The sequence below is a fragment of the Enterococcus sp. DIV2449a genome, from assembly GCF_051711225.1.
In the GTDB taxonomy this organism is placed as follows: Bacteria; Bacillota; Bacilli; order Lactobacillales; family Enterococcaceae; genus Enterococcus_D; species Enterococcus_D casseliflavus.
In genome coordinates this window covers 803,749-818,689 of the sequence record NZ_JBIOME010000001.1, presented here as the reverse complement: position 1 = coordinate 818,689, position 14,941 = coordinate 803,749, and the positions used below count along the sequence as shown (strand labels likewise).

The 14,941-nt window shown below is 41.8% G+C and carries 16 protein-coding genes and 1 pseudogene; 2 read left to right on the top strand and 15 right to left on the bottom strand.

What is annotated here, in order from left to right; translation table 11 throughout:
* Positions 1-43 precede the first annotated feature (43 nt).
* From IGI76_RS04005 to IGI76_RS03990, 4 genes are all read right to left on the bottom strand, one after another.
* Positions 44-502 carry a GNAT family N-acetyltransferase gene (locus tag IGI76_RS04005; protein WP_081118375.1) on the bottom strand — a complete coding sequence of 153 codons (459 nt, stop codon included), beginning with the start codon at positions 500-502 and terminating at the stop codon, positions 44-46.
* 72 nt (positions 503-574) lie between these two features.
* Positions 575-874 (bottom strand): MazG-like family protein, encoded by a 300-nt coding sequence (locus tag IGI76_RS04000; protein ID WP_016610558.1) that lies wholly within the window; start codon positions 872-874, stop codon positions 575-577.
* A 152-nt stretch (positions 875-1,026) separates the two neighbouring features.
* On the bottom strand, positions 1,027-2,340 hold the full coding sequence (locus IGI76_RS03995) for a PTS sugar transporter subunit IIC (protein WP_016620624.1): 1,314 nt from the start codon (positions 2,338-2,340) through the stop codon (positions 1,027-1,029).
* Between the two features lie 11 nt (positions 2,341-2,351).
* Positions 2,352-3,731: a glycoside hydrolase family 1 protein gene (locus IGI76_RS03990; RefSeq protein WP_194193942.1), complete on the bottom strand. Its 1,380-nt coding sequence runs from the start codon at positions 3,729-3,731 to the stop codon at positions 2,352-2,354.
* A 199-nt stretch (positions 3,732-3,930) separates the two neighbouring features.
* Between IGI76_RS03990 and IGI76_RS03985 the strand changes: the two genes are divergently transcribed.
* Positions 3,931-4,629: a GntR family transcriptional regulator gene (locus IGI76_RS03985; RefSeq protein ID WP_034868333.1), complete on the top strand. Its 699-nt coding sequence runs from the start codon at positions 3,931-3,933 to the stop codon at positions 4,627-4,629.
* A gap of 66 nt (positions 4,630-4,695) precedes the next feature.
* Here the strand turns inward: IGI76_RS03985 and IGI76_RS03980 are convergent.
* Positions 4,696-5,124 (bottom strand): annotated as a pseudogene (locus IGI76_RS03980) (glycosyl transferase); the annotation flags it as partial.
* 156 nt (positions 5,125-5,280) lie between these two features.
* A complete protein-coding gene (locus IGI76_RS03975; RefSeq protein WP_034695380.1) occupies positions 5,281-6,027 on the bottom strand; it encodes a YcjF family protein in 747 nt (248 codons plus the stop codon).
* Between the two features lie 399 nt (positions 6,028-6,426).
* On the opposite strand from IGI76_RS03975, the gene IGI76_RS03970 reads away from it, so the two are divergent.
* A complete protein-coding gene (locus IGI76_RS03970; RefSeq protein ID WP_016610551.1) occupies positions 6,427-6,624 on the top strand; it encodes a hypothetical protein in 198 nt (65 codons plus the stop codon).
* Between the two features lie 191 nt (positions 6,625-6,815).
* On the opposite strand, the gene IGI76_RS03965 is transcribed toward IGI76_RS03970, so the two are convergent.
* From IGI76_RS03965 to IGI76_RS03925, 9 genes are all read right to left on the bottom strand, one after another.
* A complete protein-coding gene (locus tag IGI76_RS03965; protein ID WP_153883417.1) occupies positions 6,816-7,205 on the bottom strand; it encodes a C-glycoside deglycosidase beta subunit domain-containing protein in 390 nt (129 codons plus the stop codon).
* Positions 7,198-8,217, bottom strand: a complete 1,020-nt coding sequence (locus IGI76_RS03960; protein WP_194193941.1) for a sugar phosphate isomerase/epimerase family protein — start codon at positions 8,215-8,217, stop codon at positions 7,198-7,200. Before IGI76_RS03960 ends, IGI76_RS03965 begins: the two co-directional genes overlap by 8 nt.
* Positions 8,218-8,258: 41 nt before the next feature.
* Entirely contained in the window at positions 8,259-9,212 is a 954-nt protein-coding gene (locus IGI76_RS03955) for an ROK family glucokinase (protein ID WP_142967007.1), read from the bottom strand.
* Positions 9,213-9,223: 11 nt separating this feature from the next.
* Positions 9,224-10,135, bottom strand: coding sequence for a sugar phosphate isomerase/epimerase family protein (locus IGI76_RS03950; protein ID WP_194193940.1), 912 nt, complete (start codon positions 10,133-10,135; stop codon positions 9,224-9,226).
* Positions 10,136-10,244: 109 nt separating this feature from the next.
* Positions 10,245-11,303 carry a Gfo/Idh/MocA family protein gene (locus IGI76_RS03945; RefSeq protein WP_194193939.1) on the bottom strand — a complete coding sequence of 353 codons (1,059 nt, stop codon included), beginning with the start codon at positions 11,301-11,303 and terminating at the stop codon, positions 10,245-10,247.
* Between the two features lie 16 nt (positions 11,304-11,319).
* Positions 11,320-12,414, bottom strand: a complete 1,095-nt coding sequence (locus IGI76_RS03940) for a Gfo/Idh/MocA family protein (protein WP_153883422.1) — start codon at positions 12,412-12,414, stop codon at positions 11,320-11,322.
* 288 nt (positions 12,415-12,702) lie between these two features.
* The gene (locus IGI76_RS03935) at positions 12,703-13,026 is read right to left on the bottom strand and encodes a PTS lactose/cellobiose transporter subunit IIA (RefSeq protein ID WP_153883423.1); all 324 of its coding nucleotides are present in this window, start codon (positions 13,024-13,026) and stop codon (positions 12,703-12,705) included.
* A 209-nt stretch (positions 13,027-13,235) separates the two neighbouring features.
* The gene (locus IGI76_RS03930; protein WP_142967003.1) at positions 13,236-13,553 is read right to left on the bottom strand and encodes a PTS sugar transporter subunit IIB; all 318 of its coding nucleotides are present in this window, start codon (positions 13,551-13,553) and stop codon (positions 13,236-13,238) included.
* A 20-nt stretch (positions 13,554-13,573) separates the two neighbouring features.
* A complete protein-coding gene (locus tag IGI76_RS03925) occupies positions 13,574-14,911 on the bottom strand; it encodes a PTS sugar transporter subunit IIC (protein ID WP_140965710.1) in 1,338 nt (445 codons plus the stop codon).
* Positions 14,912-14,941: the final 30 nt, after the last annotated feature.

The window sequence follows — 14,941 nt, the reverse complement described above, 5'->3', positions numbered from 1 at the left end:
TGCGATTTTTTCGCAGACTTTTTTATTTATTGACAAGCTTGGATTAATCTAGAGATAAATAATAGCTCACATTATCTGGTAGCGGTTTAAAGCCATTCTTTTTGTAAAAATCCGCTGCTGGCATACTTTCTTCGGTATCTAACAGGATCGTTGGAATCTCTTTCTTGAGCAGATCCTCTTTGATCCTTTCTAAAAAAGTGGAACCCAAGCCTTTTCCTTGGTGCGTGCCAGTAATTAAAAAAGTATCGATCACATACTCTTTTCCTTGATACCAGGGCTTGATAAAGCCTAATGAAAGACCAATCAATTCATTCGATGCTCGGTCTGTTAGTCGATAACCAATAAAAGTATTCATTGCCATCATTGATGATACATAGTCGGTGATTTGCGGCACTGTCAATTGGTCATTCCATGGTTCTGCTGAAAATACAGCAATATAGTGGTCCACGACTTCTGCTAAATCCGCCGTGGTTAATTCACGCATGCTTACATTCTTTTCCATCCTATCTCCTGCTTCCATTTCTATTTCGGTAAGGGCCTATACTCGAGGAATCTACTAGTTTTTGTGCGTGTATCAATTATCGATTCGTTTGGCATAGCCATTGCCATAACTCGTATAACGACGCTTTTGGTTGACGGCCATTTTTTTATGAATCTCTGCTTCAAGATCGATGGAAAGGATTTCCGCTAACCCAAGAAGATAAATCGCCACATCCGCCAATTCTTCTCCTACCTCTTGTTGCTTCCGATACGCGTCAAAGGCTTCCCCTACTTCACCATATAAAGCCAAAAACTCTTTTTCAATATTTGTGACATTGAATTGGTGATCGATTTTGTTTTGATAAATCGCTTTTTGCATTTCTGAAAGTTTCATAGTCGCTCCTTTTGGGATAGTATACCATTTAATTAAAATTCAAAATAGAAACTTAGTAAAAAAATCACCTCAAAAAATAGTGACCCCCAAAACGTTAGAATGTTGTTCTAACTTTTGTAGGTCACTCTAGTATAGGATTCATCCTGTTTTGTTTATTCTGCCCGCTCCAATTCAGCAGATTTGATTGCAACCCGTTGAGCGATTTTTAAAAATGGAAAATAGATTGCTACACAAACGACGATGATGATCACTTGAACCAAAACAACTTTAAAATCCCCTTTTGATGCCAACAATGCACTAAGAATTGGTGGTGTCGTCCAAGGAACCATCACAGAAAGCGGCTCAATGAATCCTACTGCGGTAGCAAAGTAGCCAATCAACGTCGCAACAATTGGACTTGCAACGAAGGGAATGATCATGGGTAAATTGAAGACGATCGGTAAACCAAAGATGATTGGCTCGTTGATATTAAAAATACCCGGAGCTAGGGATAGATTGACGACATCCCGAAAAGGTTGGTAATTGCGGACGAATAAGAGTACTGCAATGATCAAGCTGATCGTAAATCCAGTCCCGCCTAGTTGAGCAAAAACCGTCACGAATGCTGAATTTAAGATATTGGGTGGCGTAGCGCCTTCTTGCACGGCTTGCATGTTTTCATTCATATTGACTAACAGCAATGGATCTAACAAGGTGCCATTGATGACGGTTTGGTGAATGCCTAAAGTAAACAGAAAATTGCCCGTTGAATAGATGATCAAGAACCCAAAAATCGATGTGTTCAACAAACGCAGTGGTTCTTGGATCACTGTTGAAATGATTTGAATCAGGTCGGTATCAAAGGCTGCTAGCACGGTCGCAACTACGGCAAAGAAGGAAATCACCAAAATAGCAGGGATCAACGTGCTGAAGGATTTGCTGACGGCAGGAGGAACTTGATCCCCTAAATTGATTTTTAGGTGCTTGTTTTCTGACAGTCGAATAAATAATTCCGTGGCAACTAACCCACAAATGATTCCAGAAAACATCCCCTTGGTCCCGACATCGTCAAATAGCATCACACCACTGATGGTCACTTCTGCTTGAGCGCCTTCTGGCATCACGGCATGAGCCATCGCCAACATGACCACTAAGCAAGTCGTTGCCACAAAGGTTGCATTGATGGCGCTCGGATTGTTTTTGTTGCGGCAAAGAAAATAAGCGATCATCGGGGCGATCAGCAGACCGGCGATATTCAATGTTCCATTGGTGATGGAATTGCCAAACACTTGCATTCGCGCCAAGGCAGCCCCTTCTAAAAACCATGGAAAGAAGACATTATTAAACAACACAGCGATCCCTGCGATAATAAAGGCAGGCATTAAGGTCGCAAACGCATCACGAAGACTTTTGAGATGAACCTGATTGCCGAGACGGACCGAAAACTCTGTAAATTTATCTAAAAACGTGCGCTTTTCTGCTGCCATTTTTGTTCCTCCTATTCTGTATATGGGTTTGTATAGATCGTACCACCATTCGTTTTGATCACTTCTTTGAACCATTCATACGATTTTTTCGGTACACGTTTCATATCTCGCAACTCATGGTTGCCGCGATTGACATACACGAGTCCGTATCGTTTCTCCATATCACCTTGCGAGCTCAAAATGTCGATCAGCCCCCAACCAAGATAACCAAGACAGACCACTCCATCTTCCACCATCGCTTCAAACATCGCTCGAATATGCTCTTGATGATAGGCAATACGGTAATCATCTTGAATCGGTTCTTTGCCATTCCAATGCTCTCTGACACCAATCCCGTTTTCAATCGGAAACACTGGCAACCGGTACCGCTGATAGACTTTATTTAAGACATCACGGAAGCCGAGCGGATCAATTTGCCAATTCCATTCCGTCGTTTCAATATAAGGATTGTCTTGTTTTCCAAAAGTCATGTACCGATTCGGCGGCGTTCCTTCAGGAATTTTTTCAGCATTCAAGGTAGAAGAAGCATAATAGCTAAAGGCAATGTAATCATTTTTCTGCGCTGCGATCGCTTCTAATTCCCCAGGTAAAATATTCATATTGAGTTGATGATTTTTCACGTATCGGTCTTGTGCTGTCGAATACTTGCCGTGCACATAGCAATCTAATAAAGTAAAATTCGCAAATTCATCAAACTCTCTTGCTGCTTTGATGTCTTGTGGACGACAAGTCGCTGGATACGCCTCAGAATACGCCAGCATGCCGCCGATCTTCGCATTTGTTGTTTCATGAAGATAATTACAGAGTTCTGCATGGCAAACCATGACATTGTGGAAAATCTGATACAATTCTTCTGTTGTTTCTTCCCCTTCTAAATAACCGCTGATCTTAAAACCATGGTCTTGGTGGAAAAGATTTTGTTCGTTAAAGGTTAACCAATAATGGACTTTATCCGCAAAACGATCCACCATTTCTTTTCCAAAACGAATGAATGCGTCCTTCACTTCTTTGCTGATGAACCCGTTATAGGTTTTCGCCAGATGCAGAGGCATATCAAAATGGTACAAACAAATCATAGGCTCGATCCCTCGAGCTAACAGATCATCAATAAAACGATCGTAATAGGCGATCCCTTCTTCATTAAAGGCACCATCTCCATCGTGAACGACCCTTGACCAAGAAATTTGGAAACGATACATGTTCATCCCCAAATCTTGCATATAATCAAAATCTTCTGTATACGTATGATAGTTATCATTTGCTACATGCCAATCGCTAGCCTGTTCCGAAGCTTCCCGTATATCATAAACAGATAAGCTTTTACCGCCTTCATTCCAACCGCCTTCTGTCTGCATACTGCTGACACTGTTCCCCCAATAAAATTTTGTCATATTGATTCCTCCATCGTTTGTATTCGCTTACAAAACCTATTATAATTAGGTGAAATAGGCATGTAAATTTTTCAAAAACACATGTAAAGCTTTTTCTATACATGTGAATTTCAGCTGATTCTTTAGTGATAGACCTTGTTTTTATCCCCTTCAAACAAAACTCAAGTCCATTAATTTCTTTACATAAGGAGTGATGACTATGACAAAATACAAAGAGATCGTTGATCAGTTGCGGACGAATATTTATGAAGGTGTTTTTCCAGCTTTATCAAAACTACCGGAACAAACGGCGTTAGCCAAACGATTTCAAACCTCACGAATGACGATCCAAAAAGCGCTAAATCAATTGAAGCAAGAAGGCCTGATTTCTACCAAAAGAGGTCATGGCACCTATGTCAATTCAGCGACCTACCAAGGACAGATCAATGAGTATATCGGTCTAGTCAACCGATATGGCGGGCGGCATAAAGTGCAAAGTAAAATCATTAGTTTCAATGTTCGTTTTCCAGAAGCCAACGAAATGGATTACTTGTCCTTGCGAGAAAACGAACCTGTTTATGATATCGTACGACTGCGCTATGTTGATAACGAACCCTTTGAATTGGAGTACACGATCATGCCCATCAAAACCATTCCCGATATTGATATGGCGATCCTTGAACACTCGATCTATCGATATATCACTGATTCCTTACATCTCAAAATAGGTCCCGCCATACGTAAAATCCGTGCCGACAAAGCAGATTCCTATGATATCAAATATTTAGAAGTCGATCCCAATGATCCGATCTTAGAATTAGAACAAGTTGCTCGTCTCTCCGACGGACGACCTTTCGAATTTTCGCAAACTCGTTATCCATACCAAAATCGTGAGATTTACTATCTTTCTGAACCTTAATGGCAAAAAAACAAGTCTGAAGAAAACTCAGACTTGTTTTTTTATTATCCAGGGAAGGTGAATTCATTAAGATTCTTCGGTTTTTTTCGCCGTTCGCTCAGGGCTGACCCAAACGCCGCTGCCGTAGCCAAGGATGGTCTTGACGGCTGGAATAAAGGTAGTGACGATCGTTATGGCATTGATCATCCAGTAAAACAGCATGTAAAAAGGGGCAAAACGGAAATACTTCAGCTTGCTGCGGTTATCATCCGCCAAGAGGCTGGTAAATAGCTGCATGACCCCCGCAATCATCTCGAAACAAACGAAGAGAAAGGCCATCGTAAACATATGATAGATCCGTTCGTAATTCCCAGTTGCACCATAATAGATCAGATAGAAGACAAACAAGGCAGATGAAAGCCAGAAAAAGAATGACCAGATGATACTTAATGTTTGATCGACAAACATAGCGGTTCGACCAATGTTTTCAAAAGGATACAAAAAGACCTTTTTGAAAATACGCATCGGTGACCAACCGTTCTTTGACTTCTTCCCGTGTCACTCGTTGTTTCATTTTACTCACTCCTTAAAAAATATTTTTTATTTGCTGTGAAGAAAAAGAAGCAACAAAAGCAAGTCGTCTGGACCTGCTTCGTTCTTCTTCTGTTTGTCTCACTTAGATTTCTTGCCAACTTTCAACGCATTGAACAGCGTGTGAAATTGGCCTTTAAAGGACATCACTTGCTCAAACACATCTTCCCCATCATTCAGCATCTTGACCGTCACCCAGCCTAATGCTTCGGTGATACCACTAGCCACACTGGCATTGATTGCAGCTCCAGCAACGGTGCCAACTGCTGGAACAAATTTCAAGATATTGCCAACGGCACTGCGACCAAAACTCACAACGACTAGCTCTTTCGAAATACTTTTCGCTAACCCTTCACGCCATGTTCGCCCAAAAATACGATACAAACGGGCCATCATCGTCATTTGAACTGGCACAAGTAACACTGCATCTGAAAAGGGAATCGGTGAACAGCCGATGATCGCCGCCGTCAAAGAAGCCGCATGGATCGTACGGTGGGCTTTTTTCCGCGTTTCATCATCTACGCCAACCAAAAACTCCTCAAACACCTGATCAAATTGATCCTTGCTTTTCGCTAACACTTTTTCCGCCTGGGCTTTTGATCCGTCATAGCCTTTCATCACCAGGGCAGCCGATTTTTTCGGCATTCGCTTCATGACATCCGCAAAAAAAGAAGTAAACTCCGCTTCTTCTTGCAACTCTTCTCCCATTTGACTTTGCTCGACTTGAACGGACTGTTCCGTTAATAATTCATTTTCGTTTTGCTTCTTTTTGCGTTTTATCCATGGTTTTTTCAAAGAAATGTCTCCTTCTTTCGACTCGTTGTTCATTTAATAATCAAAGTGAGCCATGATTTTGTTCCTCTTTCTATTTTAGCTCAGGTTTTTCAAGATAGCGAAAATGTAGCTTGAGAGAGCTTACACTTGCTGAAAAATGCAAATTTGCATCTTTAGATTATTTATTTATATTATCGTTTTTTTATGCTATGATACACAAAAGGAGTGGATCGAATGAAAAAGAAATTGAATTGGAAAGTCCTTTTTTATCTAGGCTTATTGACTTACTTTCTTTTAAGCGGGATCTTCGCATTCTTTGGCGTCGAAATACCGTTTCTTTATAAACGTTGATCTTCACGTTTTCTCAGAACCATTTCATTCAACTCTTTGTTCTATGTTGAGAGAATCCATCATTCTATCGTCCATTCAATCTAATCAGAAAAGGTGATTGTCTTGTCCATTTTATTTGATCTATTGCAGCTGCTTGCCGTTATCTGTATCGCGTATTTATTGTTCACAAAAAACCATTTCCTCAAACAATTAACTGCTGTTCAGAAAATGGTCTTTGTCGTTTTATGTATTTCGGTGATACTGCCGGCTCTCTACGAATTTATTACTGGTTTTGCGCAGGGATTTTGGGAACGGTTGTAACAAATCCTTCATTAACTAAAAATTATATAGAGCGCTAGCAAGTCTCTAGCCTATGAAAAATAGCCAACTAACAGGAACAATCATTTGAAAGGAATATCCTGTTCGCACACCTGCTGCTTTTTCATTGCTGTTGCGAAGAAAGAGTAGAAAAAGAGATAGCAGAACCAGTTGGTTCTGTTATCTCTTTTTGCTTAAACAACTACTTCTCTCTTACAGATCCCTTCAATCGGAATCGGGATGTAAGCTGTACGAGTCACCACAGCTAATTCTACTTCATGAGTACCTGCGGGTAAACCGCCTGCTTGCTGAACATAAATGTATAAAGGCTCGCCATACTCCCACTTATAGGTGGTAACCGTCGTCATCTCATCTAGTGTGAACCAATCTTTTTGGTCAACACTGCAACGAATAGCTTCTCTTGCTACTTCTTCACCGTCTACAGTAACGCGAATATCATTGACCATTGATAAAGGAACACCACGATAATACGTGATGTGCGTCTGTAATTCAAACCCAGCCGTCTCTCCTTCAACGACTTTATTTTTGCAAGATCCTTTAATAAACACATTGTTATCAAACATTGCTCGTCGCCCCTTCCAATTCAGTGATTATCGACTTAATCAATTTCTGATGGGCAATCACTTGTTCTTTTTCGACCATTGGGTGCCCTGGCAAAATCCAACGGTTGCCTTCATATTCTGTCGCCACATAACCATCGTAGCCATGTTCATGCAAGTAAGTCAAAATCTTACGATAATCGATGGAATACTCTTCTCCTTCGTCTGTCATTTCCCACAGTTTAAAATGGAAATGTTTGATATACGGAAAAACGTCCTCTAAAACTGAGAGAGGTGTATTCTCATAACCGTCAGCCAACATAATGTAAGGCATGTCTTTTGGTTCAGCCATCGCAGCCAATTCTGGTTTTAATTGGTGAGCTTCATCAAAGGCTTGCGAGCCATCCAATCCTTGATCAAAAAAGGCATTGAAATAGTCGATAATAGCTGGATTGACTCCCAAAACTTGCTTATTGAATTCATTAAAGACACGGGGAATTCGATCACAGAAAATACCGGTATCAATCACCAAACCGCAATAGGGTGAATTGACTCGTTTCATTTCATCGATAAATGCTTTTGTTTCGGGAATATCAAAGCTCATCCCCGCGTGGATCTCCAGCGCGAAAGCCACATCATACTTTTTTGCATACGGTAGCAACGGTTCAATCACAAAACTTGGAACCATCGAGACCAGTCGAATGAGTTTGAAGCCTAAGCGAGAGGCAAGCTTGATTTCTTCGATTAAAAGGTCCAGGCATTCTTTTTGCGTCAACTCACGATTGTTATACAAATTTGTATTAAGAAAGACATCTGCGCAAACCGGCTTGACCTGTGCTTTACTCATGATGCGATCCCAATCAGCCAGCGTTTCTTTACTTGGATGAGGTGTGTTATGGAGCATTTGATCCGGTAAGATTTCAAACCCCTCAACGTCATGTTCATCTAAAAATGCGATGATTTCTGCAAGGGTCATTCGTTTGTTCATATATTCGTCTTGCAAGCTGTATAAGCTTACACCTGATTTTATTCCCATACTAACTTCTCCTTTACTATTTTTATTATTGTCTTATTCTTTCAGCCAGCAGTGTTTCTAATTTTGACTAAATAAGCTGCACCGAAGATACCAGCATCTTTACCTAATGATGCCCTTTTGAGTTTCGTTGTCTTGCGAACTGCTGGGAAATTCCCTTGTTCGAATCGTGCACGAACACGGTCCATTAAAAAGTCCTTAGCTTCTGCTACTCCGCCGCCAATGATGATCGAATGGGGATTTAGCAGATTGGCAATCATACTACAGGCTTGTCCCAAATAGTTGGCAGCTTCATTCACCACTTTTAATGCAAGCAAATCCCCTTTCTCGGCTTCAGCAAAGATGATTGCACTGGTCAATTTAGGGCAATCATTCAACGTAGTCGCAGTGGTAAGCCGATAACTTTCTGCTAACTTGACGATACCGGTAGCACTGACTAACGTCTCTAAACAACTGCTGTTACCGCACGAACAATCAAACGAATGAGGATTTGTCACAGGAAAATGTCCGATCTCACCACCGGCACCGCCGACTCCAGTAACTAGTTGATCGTTCAAAATGACACCTCCACCGACTCCAGTTCCTAGTGTCAAAAAAACTACATCCTTTTCGCCATCCCCAGACCCCTGCCATTTCTCTCCTAAAGCCGCCGCGTTGGCATCATTTTCAAGAAAGAAAGGCAGACACAAACTTTGTTCAAAGGCCGCACGAATCGGTTGCGCATGCGTCCATCCTAGGTTAAAGGCATTACTGACCGTTCCATGGACCCGGTCAACGGCGCCAGGGCAGCCCATCCCGATACCTAAAATCCTTTTTTGCTTCAGTTCTGATGCCAGCTCTTTTTGAATACTTGCCAGACAGTCAGGAATGATCCGTGTTCCGTTCTGACGACAGTCTGTCGGAATCCACCATTCTTTTTTCAATCTGCCTTCGGTGGTGACCAACCCGAATTTAGTCGTAGTACCGCCTAAATCAATGCCAAGATAATAGTTTTCCATAGCAGCTTCTCCTAAACAAAATTTCGCAAGTAATGGGTACTTAGGGCAACTGATTTCTTGACGGCCTCATAACTATTCTCAAAGGCTTTGTCCTCGATCTCAATACAGCTGTATCCGTCAAAGCCGATATCTGTTAATGCCGAGACGTACTTGCCCCAATCCACATCGCCGAGACCAGGTAATTTAGGACTCATATAACTCAGAGGCACAGCCATCGTACCAACATCGTTTAGCTTTTCCTGATACACCTTGATGTCCTTATAATGAACATGAAAAATCTTTTCCTTAAATTCATATAAAGGTTGAATATAATCGATCTGCTGCCAAACAAAATGGGATGGATCATAGTTTAGACCAAGGTATTCGCTGTCGAGCAGCTGAAAAACCTGACGCCAAATCGTTGGTGTGGTCATCAGATTTTGTCCTCCCGGCCATTCATCTTCTGTAAAAAGCATCGGACAATTTTCGATGGCGATTCTCACTTTCTGCTTTTCGGCATAAGCAAGAATCGGTTGCCAGACGTTGACCGCTTCCTCAAGGTTCTCTCGGATATTTTTCGTTGGCATTCTTCCTAAAAACGTTGTGACAAGATTGATTCCCATGCGTTTGGAAGCATCAATCAGCGTATACAAATGGTCAATCGCTTCTTGCCTTTTATTCAGGTTTTCGTCTAAAGGATTGGGATAATACGCCAATGCAGAAATTTCCACTCCCTTTATTTGGCAATAGTGTTGGATTTCTCGAATGCGTTCATCCGTCAACTGTTTCGTATCGATATGCGATACCCCTGCATAACGCCTTTGGGCTTTTCCTTGCGGCCAGCAAGCGACTTCCACGCACTCCAAGCCGTTAGCAGCAACGATATCGATCATTTCTTCAAAATTGCTTTGATCAAATATGGCACTTACAACACCAAGTTTCATCCTTATCTGCTCCTTCTTTTTTCCACCTGTTCAAGTGGGTTTTTCTCGTTTCAATTATTTTCCTTCTGTAGCTACTGTCTGAAATTTGTCTGATAAAACGACCAAGCGACTAGGCCAGCGCAACTGCCTGCTTCGCTTCGGCAGATACGCGAATAGCATCCAGTACTTTCATCAAGAAAAAGATTTGATTTGGTTTAACAGCCAACTCTTCTTCTCCTTGGACAAAGCGATAATAATTATCAAAAAACATTTCATGATTCACATGAACCTTTGGCAGCGGTTCGCTGATGATTCGGCCTTCCGGCGGTGGGCCAAATGAACGGGTCGGACCTGCTGGGGTCATGGTTACTTTGCCACTAACACTTTGCAGCAGCTCAGAAGTACGAGTGATCGTACCTTGTGGATCAAACCCATCGATAACCGCACTTCCTTTGTTCCCGCCGATAAACCAGTGGCGCTCAAACCAATGCTCTTTCTCACTCAGCATATAGGTGCCTAGCTCGACTTGCCCGGTCACTCCATTGTCAAAGCGAAGCATAATCGAAAAATAATCATCAACATTCTTATTAATGACGTTTTGCACATCGGCGTAAACAGATGTTAACCGACTCGGTGAGAGCATCGTCAACATTTGATCGATCAAATGAACGCCCCAATCATAAAGCATGCCACCACCAAATTCTGGATAAATATGCCAATCATGCATGTTGCCATTAAACCCATAGAGACTGTTTTTGACCGTAAAGATTCTTCCTAACGTCTGGCTTTGGTAAATTTCCTTGGCAATACAGAAATCTTTGTCCCAGCGACGTTGATGATGAATCGTAAAGCGGACATTGGCAGCTTGAGTGATCTGCATCATCTCGGAAAATTCTGCGGCATTCATAGCAGCTGGTTTTTCGCAAATAATGTCTTTACCGGCTTCGGCTGCTTTTTTGACCATTTCTAAATGCAGGTGATTCGGAACTGCGATAATGACTGTGTTGATTTCAGGGACAGCCAACAACTCATCTGCTTTTAAAAAGGTTAAAATAGGATCGCTTGCTTCTTTAAACTGCAGTGCATTGGTATCACATACTGCAAGCAGTTCTGCATAGTCCAATGTCTCGATCGTCTTTGCGTGGGTCTGGCCCATAAAACCAAAACCGATGATTCCAAATTTTAGCATCGTCTATTCCCCTCTTCTATAATTCCACGACTTGCCCGGTTTCTGCTGATTGATAAATTGCTTCTAAAATCTGTGTCACAACGATTGCCTGCTCCGGTTTTACCAACGGCTCAGTGTCATTTAAGATTGCTTCGACCCATTGTTTCGCTTCCGCATCTCTTTGTTCCAACGAAGCCCCTTCAAAACCGAAGACACCGCCAGCATCAGAAGGTTGTGTTTGCTCTAATTGATTATGATCGGCTTTATTGAAAACGACGTAGCCCTGATCAAGAAAGGCTTTGCCAAACATTTCCGCACCTGCCTTATCTCCGCATAAGGTAACTTGTGCTTCTTTCGGATTCACCATATTTAAGGCCCAAGCAGCTTCTAAAAAGATCGTGGCACCATTTTCCATTTTGATTAAACCGAACGCTGAATCTTCGGTTTCAAATGTTTCAGGATCCCAAGGACCAAACATATTCGCCATTGGATTATCCTTTAGTTTTTGATAGGTTGACCCTAAGACCATTTTTGGTTTGTAATTATCCATGCACCATAAAGTAAGGTCTAATGCGTGTGTCCCGATATCAATCAGCGGTCCGCCGCCTTGTTTTTCTTTGTCCGGAAACACGCCCCAGGTTGGTACTCCTTTGCGTCTTACCGCGTGAGCTTTAGCAAAATAAATGTCTCCCAATTCCCCTTTGGCGCAGGCATCATGGGTAGCTAATGAATCCGAACGGAAGCGATTTTGATAGCCGATCGTTAATTTTTTACCTGTTCTTTTGGCTGCTTCCAACATTTTTTTTGCCTCTTCATAATTGATAGCCATTGGCTTTTCACACATCACGTGTTTGCCAGCCTCCAGCGCTGCCACTGTGATTTCCGCATGAGAAACATTCGGTGTCAAGACGTGAATCACATCAATGTCTGGGCGTTGGGTCAATTCCTGATAGTCTGTCGTAACGAAAGCACCACCGATTCCATAGGTTTCCGCCGCTTGAACAGCTCGTTCTTCGATAATGTCACAAAAGGCGACTAGCTCTACTTGGTCAGCTAACTTAGCTAGTGCTGGAAAATGTTTTGTATTCGCAATTCCTCCGCATCCGATAAATCCAAAGCGTAATTTTGTCATGTTGGTTCCTCCTTGTTTTGTTTTACATTTATAGATTAACCGTTTTCAAAAAAATCCACTTCCTTATTTCAATAAATTTGCACACACAAATTTAACTAAAAAAAACTTCATCTCGATCCGAAGCAAAAAAACACCATACTTTTCATACTGCATTACCGCTGTTGGCCTATCAATAAAAAAAACCGGACATATCCTTCATTTGAAGAACGTCCGGTACGTTAGGAAACACAGATTAAGTTGATTTTGCACAAAATACCTTAGAACACGCAAAGAGCAATGATTAAGCATCTATGCTTCGTCTTGCTCGATCCGTTGGTGGATCGCAATGATTTCTTTCGCTAAATCACAAAACGCAATCGCTGTCATCAGATGATCCTGACTATGGATGGTCAGCAGCGTAATCTCTGCTGCGATTCCTTGGGCTTCATTTGTCAGCATAGTGGTTTGGGCATGATGCGCTTCTACAATCGCAGCTTCTGCGCTTTTCATCCGTTCTTTCGCCTGCTTAAAGTCGCTGTTTTTTGCCGCACTGATAGCTTCCATCGCGTCACTTTTTGCGTTACCGCTATGGATGATCAATCCCATCACTGCTTCTAACTGTTCTTGATTCATCGGTTGATTCTCCTTTGCATAGAAGGAATAAATCCCTTCTATGTGCTGTTTTTTAAGGTTTCCTGCTGTCTATCGCAAATTTTCGCATTGCTTGATTGGCAACAACGTGACTGACGAGTCTTCGAAAATTGGGGTAGCCTCCAGCTGATACATTGTTGATTTTACTAATCCTGTATTCGCAACTCGCTTTTTCTTTTCTTAACACTCGGTTACTGTGCTTGCGATACCAATCCTAATGCTTGTTGTAGTACTTTTTCTCCGTTCATCGTTCCGTATGCAGACATATCGATCACCGAAACCGGAATCTGATCTTCTACCATTGCGCGAATCTGTTTTTCCTTAAATCGAACTTGTGGACCTAACAGAATCACCTCTTTGCCGGTAAGATAACTTTTGATGTCTTCGATTGGTCGCGCATCAACACTAGCGTCAATTCCCTTGGCCACCCCGGCTTTCTCCATTTTTTCAATTAGAAGGCTAGTACTCATTCCCGCATTACAGACTAATAAAATGTTGATTTTTTTCATTTTCATTCGCTCCTTTATGTTTATTCCGTTACGACAGCACCTAAATTGACTGCTTTTTCTGCCGCTTGTTCTTTTTCTTCTGCTTGCTCCCGCTTGTATTCAAGATTGTCGGCTGCTTTGAAAAACGGGAAATAAATTGCAGTGGCAACAATGACACAAATGACTTGTGCTAGCATCATTTTCCAGCCACCGACCACTATTGCATTAAAGAAAGTTGGAAACCCTGTTGGAAGATGGACCCCTTGCGGTCTAGGTACCAATCCGCTGACAATCGAGAAGTAGCCAATTAAACCAGTCACTAACGGCGTTACTAGGGTCGGTACAAGAAATATCGGATTCAAGCAAACCGGTGTTCCAAAAGTAATGGGTTCATTGATGCTAAAGAAGGTTGGAATACTGGTGATCCGACCGATGTTTTTGTACTGACTGCTTTTAGCAAAAAGAATAAAACAAACCGCAAGTCCTAAAACACAGGCTCCCCCGCCAATTTCCAAAAAGACATAAGTAAAACCAAGATCAATCACATTAGGCGGTACCTCACCAGCTGCTGCTGCAATCATGTTCTCGGTCGTCATCGCTTGTAAGATCGGCGCATATACTCCGAAAATAATCGCTTTGCCGTGCAGACCAAACCACCAGAACAAGCCAATCAATGAATAGGCGACTAAGACACCGGCAACCGACCCGCCAATCGATTGAATCGGCGCTTGAACCACTGTATAAATCATATTGTGAACGCTACCATAACTTGTGAAAGCAAACCCCCAAGAAATAACCGCCATCAATAAAGCGATCGAAAAACACGGGATGATGGAACTAAACGATTTTTCTACAAAACTCGGCACACTTTCTGGCATTCGGATGGTAATATTATTTTCAATAAACCAACTGTATAACTTTGCTACGACTAAGCCGACAATGATTCCTACAAACATCCCTCTGGAACCGATAAAATCAAAGCTAATAAAATCGACTGGTTGCATGGCTCCGCGTACTTCTTGATCAATCGTTGCTAAAGGGGTCAGTAACAAGAAGGAAACGATTGCTAAGAAACCGGGAACCATTCCGTCAAGTTTAAACGATTTTGCCAAATTGAAGGCAATAAAGTACACCACAATGACCCCCATGATATTGCTAGTAAACATTCCTGGAAGCAGCAACAATGTTCTTAACCCATTCGCATCAATAAAATTTTGGTAACCATCAAAAGGTATATTTGCCAACAAAGTCAGCATCGATCCTGTGATACTGAAAGGAATTGTCATGACCATCCCTTTACTGACTGCCTTGAAATAACGATTATTCGACATTCCTTCTGCCGCTATTTGCAGCTTTTCAAGCTTATTTATAAAATTCATTTTTGAAACCTCCCCATTCGTTTCTCTAAT

Bases quoted from the DNA above. Each gene is read 5' to 3' on its own strand.
- IGI76_RS04005 (WP_081118375.1), bottom strand. From the start codon at position 502: ATGGAAAAGAATGTAAGCATGCGTGAATTAACCACGGCGGATTTAGCA.
- IGI76_RS04000 (WP_016610558.1), bottom strand. From the start codon at position 874: ATGAAACTTTCAGAAATGCAAAAAGCGATTTATCAAAACAAAATCGAT.
- IGI76_RS03995 (WP_016620624.1), bottom strand. From the start codon at position 2,340: ATGGCAGCAGAAAAGCGCACGTTTTTAGATAAATTTACAGAGTTTTCG.
- IGI76_RS03990 (WP_194193942.1), bottom strand. From the start codon at position 3,731: ATGACAAAATTTTATTGGGGGAACAGTGTCAGCAGTATGCAGACAGAA.
- IGI76_RS03985 (WP_034868333.1), top strand. From the start codon at position 3,931: ATGACAAAATACAAAGAGATCGTTGATCAGTTGCGGACGAATATTTAT.
- IGI76_RS03975 (WP_034695380.1), bottom strand. From the start codon at position 6,027: ATGAACAACGAGTCGAAAGAAGGAGACATTTCTTTGAAAAAACCATGG.
- IGI76_RS03965 (WP_153883417.1), bottom strand. From the start codon at position 7,205: ATGTTTGATAACAATGTGTTTATTAAAGGATCTTGCAAAAATAAAGTC.
- IGI76_RS03960 (WP_194193941.1), bottom strand. From the start codon at position 8,217: ATGGGAATAAAATCAGGTGTAAGCTTATACAGCTTGCAAGACGAATAT.
- IGI76_RS03955 (WP_142967007.1), bottom strand. From the start codon at position 9,212: ATGGAAAACTATTATCTTGGCATTGATTTAGGCGGTACTACGACTAAA.
- IGI76_RS03950 (WP_194193940.1), bottom strand. From the start codon at position 10,135: ATGAAACTTGGTGTTGTAAGTGCCATATTTGATCAAAGCAATTTTGAA.
- IGI76_RS03945 (WP_194193939.1), bottom strand. From the start codon at position 11,303: ATGCTAAAATTTGGAATCATCGGTTTTGGTTTTATGGGCCAGACCCAC.
- IGI76_RS03940 (WP_153883422.1), bottom strand. From the start codon at position 12,414: ATGACAAAATTACGCTTTGGATTTATCGGATGCGGAGGAATTGCGAAT.
- IGI76_RS03935 (WP_153883423.1), bottom strand. From the start codon at position 13,026: ATGAATCAAGAACAGTTAGAAGCAGTGATGGGATTGATCATCCATAGC.
- IGI76_RS03930 (WP_142967003.1), bottom strand. From the start codon at position 13,553: ATGAAAAAAATCAACATTTTATTAGTCTGTAATGCGGGAATGAGTACT.
- IGI76_RS03925 (WP_140965710.1), bottom strand. From the start codon at position 14,911: ATGAATTTTATAAATAAGCTTGAAAAGCTGCAAATAGCGGCAGAAGGA.